We start from the raw sequence: 14,988 nt of genomic DNA, 5'->3' as shown, positions 1-14,988 counted from the left end.
GGTCGGTCCGTCCGCAGTCGCCGCAGGGCACGAGGGCGACCTTGTCACCGTGGCCGACGGCGGTCAGCGCAGCCAGCAATCGCACCACGCAGGTCGGGCAGTCGCTACTGGGCCGGCTCAGAGCGTCGGGCCTGTCGGACAGATAGCGCACCAGGCGGAAGGCGTTCGCACCACGCCATGCCCGGGCTTCCTCCGCCACGGCCTGCGCCTGTTCGGGGGCCAGGGATTCGCCCACCGCTGACCGCAGCAGCCTGACGATCTGCTCTTGGGCGGCAGCGAGTTCGGCGCGTAAGCGGAGCTGGTCCGGTGTCAGTGGCCTCACGGCTGACCCGGGCGCCGGATCGTGGTCCGCCGTTCCTTCAGCGGCAGTGGCTCGGCCTGTCCGTCCGCGGTCTTCTTGACCTGTGCGTTGACCACCTTCGGCTTGATGAGATCGTTCGGCGTGCACTCGAAGATGTCGCACAGCGCGACCAGGGTGTCCATGCTCATCCGCTGGGGCGGCTGTGTCACCAAACGGTAGACCTGCTCACGCGACAAGGTCACGCCACGTTCTGCCAGGAGCGGCACCAGGTCCGAGGTCTGGAACATCTGGCGCTTGGCCATCGTGGCCCGCAGACACCACTCGTAGCCCATCTTCTTGATCATTTAAGGTCCCAGTCGTCACCCAGCCGGCGCCTCAGCGAAGCTTCCAGGAGCTGGTTGCGGTACTCGTCAGAGACGCCCATGTAGATGGCCGTCGTAGAGGCGTGGGTATGTCCCACCTGCTCTTGAACGAAGCGGGCAGGGTAGCCGAACTCGGTCAGATGCGTGATGTAGCTGTGGCGCAGACAGTGCAGGTCGAGGTCGGCGTCGAGGTCGGCGTCCTGGCGTGCCGTCACGAACGCCTCGTTGATCGAGCGGGGAGACATGCGGCCGACCCGCTCGGTCACCCACAAGGCCGGGTGCCGGTCCGGCGAGAGTCGCGGGCGAATCTCATGCACCCACTCGTCGAGGACGTCGACTACCCAGTCCATCTCGGGGACCAGAAGCACGGTCCGTCGCTTCGGCGGTGTGCCCTTGGAGGACTTCCCGTACCGGACGGCCATGCTGCCGGCCTGCCCGAACTGCGGCGCCTTCCTATGACGTCGCAGATCCACCAGGTCCACCTTCGAGGACTCGGTCCGTCGGGTGCCGTAGGCGTAGATCGTCTTGAGTGCGGCAGCATCACGCAGTGCGGTGAGCGTGCCCTTGCGGCCCTGCCCGTGAATGCGTCGAGGTCGGGCATCGGCGGCGTCAAACAGCGCCTGGACCTCGTCGTAAGTCAGAGGCCGACGCCGGGGATCACCCTCGTACTCCACCGAGTGCAGAACGGAGTTGCCCTCGTGAAAGATCACCTGCGGTGATAGACCGAACCGTTCCTGACAGGTCTCAACCCACCCATATCGGCGGTCCAGCAGGTACTCCACGAACAGCTCGATCACCACCTCGTACGCCCGAGCCGTAGACAACTGGATCGGCTTGGCCCCGCTGCGAAGGTGGACGATGAACGCCTCGCCATCGGCGGGAGTCCACTGCCACGGGTACAACCCCGTGAACTCCTCGAACCGTTGAAGCAGGCGTAGCCGGGGCTGGATCGTCGAAGCCTGGAGAAACCGCGCGGACTGCTGCCGAGCCCATCCCTCCTTCACGGCCTGTCCCTGCGCCGCGTGGACGAGGTCCTCGAACAGGTCGGCATGGCCCAGGCCGCCCGCCGCCGCGCGGGCGGATACTCCCTCGGTATGCGCCAACGCCTCGGCATAGCAGCCGCGTTGCTCGGCGACCCCCCGGTGCTCCTGCTCGACGAACCGGTCAACGGCCTCGACCCCGAGGGCATCCAGTGGATCCGCGGCCTCCTGCGGCAGCTGGCCGCGGAGGGCCGTGCCGTCCTGGTCTCCAGCCACCTCATGAGCGAGCTGGAGGACACCGCCCACCATCTGCTCGTCATCGGCCGCGGCCGCCTCATCGCCGACACCGCCGTCGCCACGCTGCTCGCCGCCGCGTCCGGCGACCGTGTCGCCCTGCGCACGGGCGCGCGTAGGGAGGCCTTGGAGCTGCTCTCCCGCCAGGGGGGCACGGTCGCGGTCACTGGCCCCGACACCCTCACGGTCACCGGCCTGCCCGCGGAGCGGATCGTGGCGTTCCTCGCGGCGGCCGGCGTCCCCTTCGCCGAAGTGGGCGCGCACCGGGCGTCGTTGGAGGAGGCGTACATGGAGCTCACCAGGGACGCGGCGGAGTTCACGGCTCTGTCGGACGTAGGGGATGTGCCGAATGTGCCGCATGTGTCGGACGCGTCGGACGGCGAGGTGACCCGATGACCTCGACCCTCACTCCCTACCGTTCCCGGCTGGGGCCCGCCCGCGAGGGGTTCGGACGCCTGCTGCGCGCGGAATGGACCAAGCTCTGGACAGTACGCGTGTGGGTGCTGGTGCTCGTCGTCTCGGCGGCGGTCACAGTTGCCATCTCCCAGCTCGCCGTGAGCGGCTCATCGGACAGTTCCAACGAGAACCGGGTCACCGTCGGCCCCGACGGCACCCGCGTCAACGACACCTTCCACTTCGTCCACCAGTCCCTCCCGGCGGACGGCAGTGTGACGGTCCGCGTCTCCGACCTGAAGGCCGGCGGCGGCCGGGACCCGGAGCCCTGGGCGAAGGCCGGTGTGATGGTCAAGGCGAGCACGAAGGCCGGCAGCCCCTACGCGGCCCTGCTGGTCACCCCCGAACACGGCGTCCGCCTGCAGTGGAACTTCACCCAGGACGAGGCGGGCAGCGCCGCGTCCGGCACCGCCCCGCACTGGCTCCGTCTGACCCGCGCGGGCACGCGGCTGACGGGCGAGGAGTCCGCCGACGGCACGCACTGGACGAAGGTCGGCTCGGTCACGCTGCCGGAACTCCCGAAGACGGCCCAGGCGGGTCTGTTCGTCGCCACCCCGCTGCACAGCAACCTGCGCCGCTCGTTCGGCGGCACCTCGGAGACGGCGGGCGGCACGACCGTGTCGGCGACCTTCGACCACGTGGCCGTGAGCGGCGGCACCGGAACCGGCTCGGCCGCCTGGGCCAGCACGGACGTGGGCGCCCCCGACCCGAACGACCCGAACACCCCGCAGTCCGGCCCCGCCCGCTCCGAGCCGGGCACCACCACCGTCTCCGCCTCCGGTGTCTACGCCCTCACCGGCCAGGGCGACATCGCCCCGGACGAGACCGGCGCCGACATCGTCCAGATGAGCTTCCAGGGCGTCTTCGTCGCGGTCCTGTTCATGGTCGCGCTGGGAGCGCTCTTCATCACGACCGAGTACAAGCGCGGCATGATCCGTACGACACTGACGGCGACCCCGCGCCGCGGGCGCGTCCTGGCGGCGAAGGCCCTGGTGACAGGCGGTGTCACCTTCGCCGTGAGCCTGCCGAGGCCGTGATCGCCTTCCTCCTGGCCCAACACACGATGCGCTCCAACGGCTTCGCGCCGCCCGCCTACCCCGACCTGTCACTCCTCGACTCTCCCGCTCTGCGGGCGGTGGTCGGCAGCGCGGCTCTCCTGTCCCTGGTGGCGGTCCTCGCCCTCGCCCTGGGCGCGATACTCCGCAACAGCGCGGGCGCGATCACCGTCGTGGTGGTCCTGGTGATCCTTCCGCAGATCCTGGCCTTCGCCCTCCCGCTCCCGATCGCACACTGGCTGCTGCGCCTGACCCCGGCCGCGGCCTTCGCGATCCAGCAGGGAGTGACGCACTACCCCCAGGTAGATCACAACTGCCTGCCGGAGAGCGGCTGTTACCCCATGGCCCCGTGGAACGGATTCGCGGTGCTGTGCGCGTACGTGGTGCTGGCGCTCGCTCTCGCCGCCTGGCGCCTGCGCCGGAGGGACGTATGAGGCGCGCCCGGCCGAAACTCCGCCCGCTCCGTCCACTCAGCCCACTCCTCCTGTCTCGCCCACTCCGCCCACTCCGCCCGCTCCGTGCCGAGTGGACAAAACTCCGTACGCTGCCCAGCAGTTGGCTGCTCCTGGCCGCGACGGTCGTCCTGACGCTCGGGGTGGGCACGGCCGCCGTGTCCTCGGTCAGCACCCGGGAGTGCGCGAGTGCCGCGGCCTGCCACGAGGACACCGTCAAGCTGGCTCTGACGGGTATGTGGCTGGGGCAGGCGACCGTACTCGTCCTGGGCGCCCTGTCGATGGGGGCGGAGTACGGCACGGGCACACTGCGGACGACGCTCACCGCGATCCCGCACCGGGTGACGGTCCTGGCGTCGAAGGCGGCGGTGCTGGCCGTGGCGACGGGCATCGCGGCCGGCGCGGCGATCCTCGCCTCCCTCACCACGGCCCGCTGGATCCTCCCGGGCAACGGCTTCACCCCCGAGGCCGGCTACCCCCTGGTCTCGCTCACCGACGCCTCCACCCTCCGCGCCGCCCTCGGTTCCACCCTCTGCCTGATCCTCATAGCCTTCCTGGGCCTGGGCCTGGCGGTACTGCTTCGCGACAGCTCGGCGGCGATCACCACCGGCCTGGGACTCCTCTACGTGGTGCCCCTTCTGTCCGGCCTCCTGGGCTCACCCACCTGGAAGGACCGCCTCGAACGCTGGGCCCCGATGCCGGCGGGTCTCGCCATCCGCGCGACGAGAGACCTCGCCCGCCTGCCGATCGGCCCATGGCCGGGGCTGGGGGTATTGGCGGCGTATGCGCTGGGGGTGCTGCTGGTGGGCGGCGCGATATTCGAACGGCGGGACGCCTAGGTCAAAGGGGTCGATCACCGCTATGGGCGTCGGGCAGCTCCAGCCACTCGCGCCAGGACAGATCACGCCCGATGAACCGAGGCCGCTCGAAGGGCCATGCCTCACCGATCCACCGAGGCACGAACGAGTCCAGATCGCGCTCCAGATCCGACCCCACCCGCTCGTCCACCACCCACCAGGAGATCTCGGCGTCGGCCCCGGCCTTCTCCGGCGGATCGATGTAGACACACCCGAACTCGGCCGTGCCCGCGGCGTTGAGCAGCACGTAGTTGAAGGACTCGTGAGCGGCGATCTCGGCCTCGTGCCGCTCCAGATCCTTCTGGTTCGCCTCGTACGTCATGGTCTCGGCGGGCCACCCCCAGGCCTCACCGAAAAGGGACCACAACCGCTCGCGCGAGCCCATGACCACCGGATAGTCCATGGCCGCGTCCGCCCCCGTGATCGGTCGCAGCTGGTAACCGCGGGACGGCTCAACGCGAAGGGGATGCATGAAGTCAGGGGGCAACCAGGTCATGCCGGGAGGCTAACCGCAGGGCGTGCGCCGCGCACCGGGTTAATTCCGGGGCCTGTTGTCCGGAGCCCGCTGGAGGGCTACCTCCCACCGGCGTACCGTTCACCAGCGGCATGCCACCAGCCGGGCGGCGAGGCCGCGCTGCCCCGGGCGGTCGCCTGCTGGGCCCTTACCCGGCAGTTCAGCGAGCCGCTGCTGCGCGAGTCGGGGTTCACGGACACATCGTGGGCCGCGGAGGTGCGGTCGCGGAGGTCCGGCCGCGGAGGTGCGGTCGCGGAGGTGCGGTCGAGGGGGGACGTGTGGCGCGACCGGAAACCCGTGGCTCCGGGGATGTGTTCGCGCATAGCCTCCGTCGTCATGAGCAACCTGCGGACGATTCATGACGTGCCGGTCCTGATGTGCGACAGCGAGGGCGAGGCCATCGGTGGCGAGAGTGATGTCATGGATCTCGTCGGCAACGCCGCGTACCAGGGTGCCCAGTGGGTGGTCATTCCGGCCGGGCGGTTCGACGAGGCGTTCTTCCAACTGCGTACCCGTGTGGCCGGGGACATCGTGCAGAAGTTCGTCAACTACCGGGTGGGACTCGTCGTCCTCGGCGACATCTCCCGGTACACGGCGGCCAGTTCGGCCTTGCGGGACTTCGTTCGTGAGTGCAACCGGGGGCGGCAGACATGGTTCCTCGCCGATGCCGAGGAGCTGGGCGAACGACTGAAGGGCTAGGCCCGGGTCCTGTCGGCGCGGGCGGCTCGCGTGGGTTTTGCGTGGGGTGCTTGCGCAGGCTGCTTGCGCGGACGCGCCGGAGCGCCCGTCCTCCCGTACGGGGGAGTCAGAGGACGGGCGCGCTCGCGGCGCCGGCATGGGCCGACGGCTCAGGCGTTCTTGATCGCCGAGATGTCGAAGGTCAGCTTGATCTTGTCGGAGACGAGGACGCCACCGGTCTCCAGGGCCGCGTTCCACGTGAGGCCCCACTCGGAGCGCAGGATCTCCGTCTTGCCCTCGAAGCCGACGCGCTCGTTGCCGAAGGGGTCCTTCGCGGAGCCGTTGAACTCAAGGTCGATGCTGAGCGACTTGGTGACACCGAGGATCGACAGTTCGCCGGTGATCCGGTAGTCGTCGCCGCCCAGGGCCTCCGCCTTGGTGGAGCGGAAGGTCATGGTGGGGAACTCGTCGATCTTGAAGAAGTCGGAGCTCTTCAGGTGGCCGTCGCGGTCCGCGGAGCCCGTCTCGATGCTGTCCATCTTGACGTCGATCGTCGCGGTGGACTTGGACGGGTCCGCGCCGTCCAGGTGCAGGGTGCCGTCGAAGTCCTTGAAGTAGCCCTTGACGTTCGTCACCATGGCGTGACGGGCGACGAAACCGATCTCCGAGTGGGACGGGTCGATCGTGTACTCACCGGTGAGCGCCGCGAGTTCGGGGTTCACGGCAGCGGGGGCCGTCGTGTCGGTGGCGGGGGTTTCGCTGGTCTTGCGGCCGAAGATGCCCATGGCGTGCTCCTAGGGGGACGGGTCGCGGCTTCGTCGGAGTGGTGGAAGCCGCGGTGATGTTTGTTGAAGTTTCAACGAGGTCAACAAGGGCGACGGTAGACCTATTCCATTCAATTTTCAACTTCATCCGCCAGGTGCCTTCGACGTTACGTTGTGCTGTGCCGACTCGCTTCTCGAACGGTCATTCGGCGCGGTCGTCTGGTGAGAGGCGTACTTCCTCGTTGTCTAGGCGGGGCTGTACTCGCCGCAGGGCGGTGTACTGCCGTTCGTGGCACCGCACTCGTGCCGCGTCCGATCGACGACCTCCGGGTCGGTCCTGAGTTCGCCGGTGGGCCGGGGGAGTGCTTCGAAGGACTCCTCCGGGGCGCCCAGTGCACCACGGCCAGCAGCAGGCCCTGCACCACCAGGGTCACCACGATCACGCCGAAGGTGACGAAGACGATGGCGTCCCGGTCCGGGAAGGGCGCGCAATGGAAGCAGGCCGTAATCCGAATGATCCGCGCATGGCGGGCATGGTGGGTGAACTGTCCGTGCGGGACGAGGAATTCCGCCGGTGGTGGGGCGAGCACCGCGTCGCCACCAGGAGCAAGGGCACCAAGATGCTGCGCCACCCGGTCGCCGGTGAGCTCACGCTGGACTGGGACGCCCTCGCCTGTGTGAGCGACCCCGACCAGCAGCTCGTAGTCTGGACCGCCGAACCCGGCACGCCCTCCCACGACGGCCTGCGCATCCTCGCCTCCTGGGCCGCCGGCACCGCCCGGTCCGCGTCGGCGGCCACCGGCTGATAGACATGGACGCGGCCGAACCGACGCTCGAACGGTGGCCGAACGGTGGTCGAATCGCTTGCGACGGCCCCCGTCCGAGGGGCCGCGTCACTCTAGGGATGGCATGCGCCACTCATGAATGTGAGGTGGCTCTCAGCGCGCGCCTTTGTTCGACCCCTACAAGCCACAGCCCCTCTGACCAGTCAGATCGCCTGCATGCGGTCACGGTTCTGTTCAGGGGTACCAGGAAAACGGGCCGGAGACTGTACGGAGTCGACGGCCCGCTTTTCTTGTTCGACTTCGTATGGTCGCTACATGACCGTTTTGGACGAGGCCGGGCCCTCAGGCGAACCCACGGACGCGCGCGGGCGCGTGGCCGAACTGCACGCGATCCGTGCGGAAGCGCTGCGCGGCCCCAGCGAGAAGGCGACCGAGGCGCAGCACGCCAAGGGCAAGCTGACCGCCCGGGAGCGCATTGAGCTGCTCCTCGACCCCGGGTCCTTCCAGGAGGTCGAGCAGCTGCGGCGACACCGGGCGACCGGATTCGGCCTGGAGGCCAAGAAGCCCTACACCGACGGTGTCGTCACCGGCTGGGGCACGGTGGAGGGCCGTACGGTCTTCGTCTACGCCCACGACTTCCGGATCTTCGGCGGCGCCCTCGGTGAGGCGCACGCCACGAAGATCCACAAGATCATGGACATGGCCATCGCGGCCGGTGCCCCGCTGGTCTCCCTCAACGACGGCGCCGGCGCCCGCATCCAGGAAGGCGTCAGTGCCCTCGCGGGCTACGGCGGCATCTTCCAGCGCAACACCAAGGCCTCCGGCGTCATCCCGCAGATCAGCGTCATGCTCGGCCCGTGCGCGGGCGGCGCCGCCTACAGCCCCGCGCTGACGGACTTCGTGTTCATGGTCCGCGAGACCTCGCAGATGTTCATCACCGGCCCGGACGTCGTGAAGGCCGTCACCGGCGAGGAGATCACCCAGAACGGCCTGGGCGGCGCGGACGTCCACGCGGAGACCTCCGGTGTCTGCCACTTCGCGTACGACGACGAGGAGACCTGCATCGCGGAGGTGCGCTACCTCCTGTCGATGCTGCCGCAGAACAACCGCGAGAACCCGCCGCACGTCGCCTCCGAGGACCCCGCGGACCGCCGCTCGGACATCCTCCTGGACCTGGTCCCCGCGGACGGCAACCGGCCGTACGACATGACGAAGGTGATCGAGGAGCTCGTCGACGACGGCGACTACCTGGAGGTCCACGAGCGCTGGGCCCGCAACATCATCTGTGCGCTGGCCCGTCTGGACGGCCAGGTGGTGGGCATCGTCGCCAACCAGCCGCAGACCCTCGCCGGCGTCCTCGACATCGAGGCCTCCGAAAAAGCTGCGCGCTTTGTCCAGATGTGTGACGCTTTCAATATCCCGATCGTCACCCTCCTGGATGTCCCCGGGTTCCTCCCCGGTGTCGACCAGGAGCACGGCGGGATCATTCGGCACGGCGCGAAGCTGCTGTACGCGTACTGCAACGCGACGGTGCCGAGGATCTCGCTCATCCTGCGCAAGGCGTACGGAGGTGCCTACATCGTGATGGACAGCCAGTCCATCGGGGCCGACCTCACCTACGCCTGGCCGACGAACGAGATCGCCGTGATGGGCGCCGAGGGTGCGGCCAACGTCATCTTCCGCCGGCAGATCGCCGAGGCCGCGGACCCCGAGGCCATGCGCGTACGCATGGTCAAGGAGTACAAGGCAGAACTCATGCACCCCTACTACGCGGCCGAGCGGGGCCTGGTCGACGACGTCATCGACCCGGCGCAGACCCGTGAGGTGCTCATCCGGTCCCTGGCCATGCTGCAGACCAAGCACGCGGACCTGCCCTCCCGCAAGCACGGCAACCCCCCGCAGTAACCCAGCGGATCCTTCGCGGCACCCCCGCGGAAACCTCTCTCACGGAGACTGAAACCTATGGACACCCCTGACATCCGCGTCGAGAAGGGCCATGCCGAGCCCGAGGAAGTCGCCGCCATCACGGCCATCCTCCTGGCCCGCGCCGCCGCCCAGCCGGACACCACCCCCACCCACCGCGGCCGTCTGAAAGCCGGCTGGCGCCGTCTGGAGCGCGAGCCCGGCTTCCGGGCCCCGCACAGCTGGCACGGCTAGCCTCCGGGCGTTCAGCAGCACGTGAAAGGGCCCCCTCCGCGGAGGGGGCCCTTTTCGCTTTCACGTACGGGGGGTGCGCGCCCCGTGAGAGGCGCGGGGAACCGCGCGACCAGTCACCACGCACCCGCGGTCGGCGACTGGCCCGCAGTCCGACGGCGCGTTACCGCAGGCGCGCCATCAGGGCGTGCTCGACGAGCGTGATCAGCGCGCTCTTCGCGTCCGCGCGGTGGCGGGCGTCCGTCGTGATGATCGGGGTGTCCGGGCCGATCTGCAGCGCCTCGCGGACCTCGTCCGGGTTGTACGGCTGGTTGCCGTCGAAGCCGTTGAGGGCGATGACGAACGGCAGTCCGCTGTTCTCGAAGTAGTCGACCGCGGGGAAGCAGTCGGCGAGACGGCGGGTGTCGACCAGGACGATCGCGCCGATGGCGCCGCGGACCAGGTCGTCCCACATGAACCAGAACCGGTCCTGACCGGGGGTGCCGAACAGGTACAGGATGAGGTCCTGGTCCAGGGTGATGCGGCCGAAGTCCATGGCGACGGTGGTCGTCGTCTTGTCTCCGGTGTGCGTGAGGTCGTCGATGCCCGCGGACGCGGACGTCATGACGGCCTCGGTACGCAGCGGGTTGATCTCCGAGACGGCCCCGACGAACGTGGTCTTGCCCACGCCGAAGCCGCCCGCCACCACGATCTTCGCGGACGTGGTGGAGCGGGAAGGCCCTCCGCTAGAGCTTGCGAAGTCCACTGAGTACCCTTTCGAGCAATGTCACGGCTGGCTGGCCGCCGGCGCTCTCGTCGCCGCCCGGCTGATGAATGGCGACCAGGCCTGCCTCCGCCAAGTCGGCGACGAGAATCCTGGCCACACCGAGAGGGATCGTCAGCAGCGCCGAGATTTCGGCCACCGACTTGATCTCCCGGCAGAGGTTGCAGATCCGCTGATGTTCGGGCAACTGGCCCTGCATCTGGTGCGGTTGTGCGGTGGTGTGCACCAGTGCCTCGATGGCGAGCTGGTAGCGGGGCCTGGTGCGGCCGCCCGTCATGGCGTACGGGCGCACCAGAGGGTTGTTCGAGGACCCCGCGGGCGCCGCCTCCGGTGTGCGTCGCTGCGGTTGCACAGGCTGGATGCGCGGCGCCGGAGGCTGGTCGTACGGCGAAGGGCCGGGGCCCTGGGGTGCGTACGGCCGGCGGTGGCTGGGCGCGGAGGGGAAGTTGTACCGGTTCGGGTTCTGAGAACCGTCGCCCTGGCCCTGCCCCTGGCCGGGGCCGTACGACCAGTTGCCCGAAGACGAACCGCCTGGGGGTGTTGCCACTTTCTCCTCCTCCGACTGTGCCGGGTGCCCATCGGTGTGGGACCGCGTCCCGAAACCTTACGGCCCCGGGACGCCAAAACGCACGGTCTGTCTGTTAGTTGAGAAGGCTCCCTTGGAGCTCCGCTCGAAGATCCGGGGTCAGAACCGTACCGGCACGGTCCACCAGAAGGGCCATCTCGTACCCGATGAGACCGATGTCCGCTTCGGGATGTGCGAGGACCGCGAGCGAGGAACCATCAGAAATGGACATGAGGAAGAGGAATCCTCGCTCCATCTCCACAACTGTCTGGTTCACGCTGCCGCCCTCGAAGATGCGGGACGCGCCCGCGGTCAACGAGGTCAGCCCGGACGCGACGGCCGCGAGCTGGTCGGCGCGGTCACGGGGAAAACCTTCGGACATCGCCAGAAGGAGTCCGTCGGCGGAGACCACCACCGTGTGCGACACCCCGGGGGTGTTGTCCACGAAGTTGGTGATCAACCAGTTGAGGTTCTGCGCCGCCTGGCTCATCGGGCTCACACTAACGCTCCTGGTTGTAGGTGCTGTCAGGACCGAGGCCCTGGCCGTTCGTGTCACTACCTGCATTGCGTCCCTGCTGGACGCCGCGGCGCAGGTTGCTCAGCCTGCCCCGGATGTCCTCGGGAGCGCGGGAGACCTGGGGGCCGCCCTGTGGGGTCGTCTCCGCGGTTCCCTCGACCAGGTTGGCCTTGGGCACCCGCCGGGGAAGACCGGACGAGGTGACCCCGCCCGCCTTGGGCTTCTTGAGCTGCTCGGCGCGCTGCCAGCGGTCGTCGTTGGACGTACGCCAGTCGCCGTCGCCGTTGCTCGCGGTGGCCGCGGGCGGTGCCTGGATCCCCCGGGTGCCACGGTCCACGGGCCGCTGGCCGTTGGTGCCGGTCGCGCTGGATCCGCGGCGCGGCAGCCCGGCGTCGGTCAGCTCATGGGCGGCGGAGGGGGTCGGTCCCGGACGGCTGAAGCCTACGCGGTCCTGCTCACTCACGTCAGCGGCCTGCGAGGATTCCGCTTCGGCAGGGTACTCGGACCCGAAGCCGTTGCGGTACGCCTCCTGCTGCGGCCAGTCGTCCTGGTAGGACGGCTTGTCGAGGGCCGGAAAGGCGTCCGAGGCGGCGCTCCGGGCTCCCGTGTGCTCCTCCTGGACCGGCTCCGTATAGGCGGGTTCCGGGTAGCCGCCGTTCGACGGGAAGTACGTCTCGTCGTACGCGGGCTGCTGCGGTTCCTCGTACGCCGTCTGCTGGTCGTACGAGGTCTGCTGCTCCTCGTAGATGCCCTGTCCGTTGTCGTACGCGGGCTGTCCGTTGTCGTACGACGGCTGACCGCTGTCGTACGCGGGCTGGGGGGCCTCGAAGTCCTCCTGGTACCTCGGAGCCTCGATGGCCTCCGGCTGGCCCTGTGCCTGGGCCTCCAGGGCCGCACGGCGTTCATCACGCATCAGGGAGCGGCCGACGGGGTCGAGCTCACGGATGTCGTCGGGGACCTCCGTATAGCGGCTGTCGTCGAAGCCGAGTTCGGCGGCGGTGCGTATCGGCTGCTGGGCCTGGAAGGCCTGCTCCGGCTGGAAGCCCTGCTGCTCCGGGATGATCTGCTGCTCCGGGATGATCTGCGAGACGGTGAACTCGTCGCGCTGCAGCTGCTGTTCGCCGCCGCCACCACCGTGGGTGATCGCGTCGGGGAGCATGACGAGCGAGGTCGTACCGGCCTGCTCGCCCGAGGGGCGCAGCTGGACGCGGATGCCGTGCCGGTCGGACAGCCGGCCGACCACGAACAGGCCCATGCGCTGCGAGATCGCGGCGTCCACGGTCGGCGGGTTGGCCAGCTTGTGGTTGATGTCCGCGAAGTCCTCGGCGGTGAGGCCGATGCCCTTGTCGTGGATCTCGACCATGACGCGGCCGTCCGGGAGACGGGTCGCGGTGACGCGGACCTTGGTCTGCGGGGAGGAGAACGTGGTGGCGTTCTCCAGGAGCTCGGCGAGCAGGTGCACGAGGTCGGTCACGGCGCGGCCGTGGATCTCGGCCTCCGGGACGCCGGAGAGCTCGACGCGCTCGTACTGCTCCACCTCGGAGGAGGCGGCACGCAGGACGTCCACGAGGGGCACCGGCTGGTCCCAGCGGCGGCCCGGCTCCTCGCCCGCGAGGACGAGGAGGTTCTCGCCGTTGCGGCGCATACGGGTCGCGAGGTGGTCCAGGCGGAAGAGGTTCTCCAGCTGGTCCGGGTCGGCCTCGTTGTTCTCCAGGTCGGTGATCAGGGTCAGCTGGCCCTCGATCAGGGACTGGTTGCGGCGCGAGAGGTTGGTGAAGATCGCGTTGATGTTGCCACGGAGCAGGGCCTGCTCGGCGGCGAGTCGCACGGCCTCGCGGTGGACCTGGTCGAAGGCGCGGGCGACCTCGCCGATCTCGTCCGTGGTGGTGATCGGGATGGGCTGGACGCGGGTGTCGACGCGGCCCGGGTCGGTGCGCGAGAGCTGGTCGACCAGCATCGGCAGACGCTGCTCGGCGACACCGAAGGCCGCGTTGCGCAGCTGGCGCATCGCGCGGCTCATCTGGCGGGCCATGAGCCCGGCCAGGATGAAGGCGGCGAGCAGGGCGATCACGACGATGGCGCCGTTGATGTAGGCCCGGCGCTGGGCGTCGGAGGCGATGCTTCCGGCGTCGTTGACGGCCCGGTCGATGAGTTCCGTCTCGACCTGGCTGTAGCCCTGGAACTTGAGGGTGGCGGCCGCCATCCACGACTCGGGGGTGATGCCCTGCGCCTTGAGCTGGGCGGGCGTGGCGCCGCTGGCGATCGCCTGGATCATCTTGTCCAGGGCGGGCGGCGTCACGAAGGTCTGGTTCGCGGCCTCCGCCTGGGCCTTGGCGGCGGCCAGCTGGCTCTTGCCCTCGGCGGTCTTCTGCGCCATGACCGTGGTGAGCCGGGCGGCGTCCGACTCGGTACCACCGGAGACGTACTCCTGAAGAGCGATGTTCTCCAGGTACGCGTACGAGGCGAAGGAGGTGAGCTGCTGTGCGCGGTTCTTCGTGTCGGTGCTGGGCTTGACGAGCAGGTGGATGCCGATCGAGCGGTCCAGCGACTCGGCGCCCTTGGCCAGCGCGATGGCGTACACCGTACGGCCGTAGCTGGTGATGTTGCCGGTGCCCAGGCCCAGTTCGTTCGAGAACTCCATGAGGAGGTGCTCGACGGTGACGTAACCCTCTTCGGTCTGCACCGGTTCCGCGGATTTGGTGAACGCCGTCTTGCGGATCTGCTCCAGCTGGGGTTCGGCCTTCACCACCAGGCTCAGCCGGCGCTCCAAGCCCTGCTTGGCCGGCATGCCGACGACTTCCTTGTGGAAGGCGTCGGCCATCTGGTCGGTGGTCGCGCGGACCTTCTTGACCGTGGCGTTGTTCCGGTCGCCCTCGAGGAGCGGCTGGGCGGACACGTCACGCTCGTTCAGCAGCGCTTCGGCGTAGTTGCTGGCGGCCGCCACGATATTCGCGACCTTCTCGGCGTCGCGGGCCTCCTGCCAGGTGTCGATCGAGTTCTTCACCTGGAAGCCGCCCATGATGAGGCCGACCACCACGGGTATGAGCAGGATCGCGTTCAGCCTGGTGGGCACACGCCAGTTGCGGGGGGACAGACGGCCGCCGCTCGGTGGGGGCGCCGGCGTGGGCTCCGGATCGGGCACTTGTGCGGGCGCCGCTCCGCGCGGCGGCGGGGTGAAGTTGCCCCGTGCCGTCGGCTCGGGACCGTTCTTGCTTCGCCTCACTCGACCAACAACCTCTCGGCGTCGGCACCTACGTTGTGCCGCGGTGTCTCCAGCGCCCTTGACTACTGGGCAGTTCACCGCATTCCAGCACGTCAGGCAGCGCCCTTCCAAACACTCGGAACAGATGGCTCCGGGTGACGTATCCCCTAGATAAAACGGTCATAAAGAGCGAGCCCCGCCAAAAGGCGGGGCTTTTGTGAGCACAGCGGCACCGGGTGAACGCGATGCGTGGCGGGGCCCGTGGATTTCCATGTCGAAACGTTATGAACAC

At 69.0% G+C, this 14,988-nt stretch carries 14 protein-coding genes and 2 pseudogenes; 8 read left to right on the top strand and 8 right to left on the bottom strand.

Annotated features, from left to right (window positions below):
• Nucleotides 1-318: 318 nt before the first annotated feature.
• The gene (locus RV986_RS15645) at nt 319-645 is read right to left on the bottom strand and encodes a helix-turn-helix domain-containing protein (RefSeq protein WP_475917987.1); all 327 of its coding nucleotides are present in this window, start codon (nt 643-645) and stop codon (nt 319-321) included.
• Nucleotides 642-1,667 (bottom strand): tyrosine-type recombinase/integrase, encoded by a 1,026-nt coding sequence (locus tag RV986_RS15640; protein WP_475917986.1) that lies wholly within the window; start codon nt 1,665-1,667, stop codon nt 642-644. The genes RV986_RS15645 and RV986_RS15640 overlap by 4 nt, the downstream gene beginning before the upstream one ends.
• Between RV986_RS15640 and RV986_RS15635 the strand changes: the two are divergent.
• The 4 genes and pseudogenes from RV986_RS15635 to RV986_RS15620 all read left to right on the top strand — a co-directional run.
• Nucleotides 1,665-2,333 (top strand): annotated as a pseudogene (locus RV986_RS15635) (AAA family ATPase); the annotation flags it as partial. The gene RV986_RS15640 and the pseudogene RV986_RS15635 sit on opposite strands and share 3 nt — an antisense overlap.
• The gene (locus tag RV986_RS15630) at nt 2,330-3,427 is read left to right on the top strand and encodes a DUF1349 domain-containing protein (protein ID WP_475917985.1); all 1,098 of its coding nucleotides are present in this window, start codon (nt 2,330-2,332) and stop codon (nt 3,425-3,427) included. The pseudogene RV986_RS15635 and the gene RV986_RS15630, both read left to right, overlap by 4 nt.
• Entirely contained in the window at nt 3,424-3,879 is a 456-nt protein-coding gene (locus RV986_RS15625; protein WP_475917984.1) for a hypothetical protein, read from the top strand. The genes RV986_RS15630 and RV986_RS15625 overlap by 4 nt, the downstream gene beginning before the upstream one ends.
• Complete coding sequence (locus tag RV986_RS15620) at nt 3,876-4,736, top strand: ABC transporter permease (protein ID WP_475917983.1); 861 nt, start codon at nt 3,876-3,878, stop codon at nt 4,734-4,736. Before RV986_RS15625 ends, RV986_RS15620 begins: the two co-directional genes overlap by 4 nt.
• 1 nt (nt 4,737) lies before the next feature.
• Here the strand turns inward: RV986_RS15620 and RV986_RS15615 are convergent, their stop codons facing one another.
• Nucleotides 4,738-5,250 carry an N-acetyltransferase gene (locus RV986_RS15615; RefSeq protein WP_475917982.1) on the bottom strand — a complete coding sequence of 171 codons (513 nt, stop codon included), beginning with the start codon at nt 5,248-5,250 and terminating at the stop codon, nt 4,738-4,740.
• 354 nt (nt 5,251-5,604) lie between these two features.
• On the opposite strand from RV986_RS15615, the gene RV986_RS15610 reads away from it, so the two are divergent.
• The gene (locus tag RV986_RS15610) at nt 5,605-5,967 is read left to right on the top strand and encodes a DUF4180 domain-containing protein (protein ID WP_475917981.1); all 363 of its coding nucleotides are present in this window, start codon (nt 5,605-5,607) and stop codon (nt 5,965-5,967) included.
• Nucleotides 5,968-6,116: 149 nt separating this feature from the next.
• On the opposite strand, the gene RV986_RS15605 is transcribed toward RV986_RS15610, so the two are convergent.
• The gene (locus RV986_RS15605) at nt 6,117-6,731 is read right to left on the bottom strand and encodes a YceI family protein (protein WP_475917980.1); all 615 of its coding nucleotides are present in this window, start codon (nt 6,729-6,731) and stop codon (nt 6,117-6,119) included.
• Between the two features lie 470 nt (nt 6,732-7,201).
• On the opposite strand from RV986_RS15605, the pseudogene RV986_RS15600 reads away from it, so the two are divergent.
• From RV986_RS15600 to RV986_RS15590, 3 genes and pseudogenes are all read left to right on the top strand, one after another.
• A pseudogene (locus RV986_RS15600) lies at nt 7,202-7,516 on the top strand (MmyB family transcriptional regulator); the annotation flags it as partial.
• A 294-nt stretch (nt 7,517-7,810) separates the two neighbouring features.
• The gene (locus RV986_RS15595; RefSeq protein ID WP_475917979.1) at nt 7,811-9,400 is read left to right on the top strand and encodes an acyl-CoA carboxylase subunit beta; all 1,590 of its coding nucleotides are present in this window, start codon (nt 7,811-7,813) and stop codon (nt 9,398-9,400) included.
• A gap of 57 nt (nt 9,401-9,457) precedes the next feature.
• Nucleotides 9,458-9,652: an acyl-CoA carboxylase subunit epsilon gene (locus RV986_RS15590; RefSeq protein ID WP_475917978.1), complete on the top strand. Its 195-nt coding sequence runs from the start codon at nt 9,458-9,460 to the stop codon at nt 9,650-9,652.
• 160 nt (nt 9,653-9,812) lie between these two features.
• Here the strand turns inward: RV986_RS15590 and RV986_RS15585 are convergent, their stop codons facing one another.
• The 4 genes from RV986_RS15585 to RV986_RS15570 all read right to left on the bottom strand — a co-directional run bounded on the left by RV986_RS15585 (nt 9,813) and on the right by RV986_RS15570 (nt 14,717).
• On the bottom strand, nt 9,813-10,394 hold the full coding sequence (locus RV986_RS15585) for a GTP-binding protein (protein ID WP_026248371.1): 582 nt from the start codon (nt 10,392-10,394) through the stop codon (nt 9,813-9,815).
• Nucleotides 10,375-10,959, bottom strand: coding sequence for a DUF742 domain-containing protein (locus RV986_RS15580; RefSeq protein WP_475917977.1), 585 nt, complete (start codon nt 10,957-10,959; stop codon nt 10,375-10,377). The genes RV986_RS15585 and RV986_RS15580 overlap by 20 nt, the downstream gene beginning before the upstream one ends.
• Nucleotides 10,960-11,053: 94 nt before the next feature.
• A complete protein-coding gene (locus RV986_RS15575) occupies nt 11,054-11,467 on the bottom strand; it encodes a roadblock/LC7 domain-containing protein (RefSeq protein WP_030948713.1) in 414 nt (137 codons plus the stop codon).
• 10 nt (nt 11,468-11,477) lie between these two features.
• Nucleotides 11,478-14,717, bottom strand: coding sequence for a sensor histidine kinase (locus RV986_RS15570; RefSeq protein WP_475917976.1), 3,240 nt, complete (start codon nt 14,715-14,717; stop codon nt 11,478-11,480).
• Between the last annotated feature and the right edge of the window lie 271 nt (nt 14,718-14,988).

The organism is Streptomyces sp. RLA012 (assembly GCF_056270325.1).
This window is presented reverse-complemented; position numbering and strand designations above follow the sequence as displayed.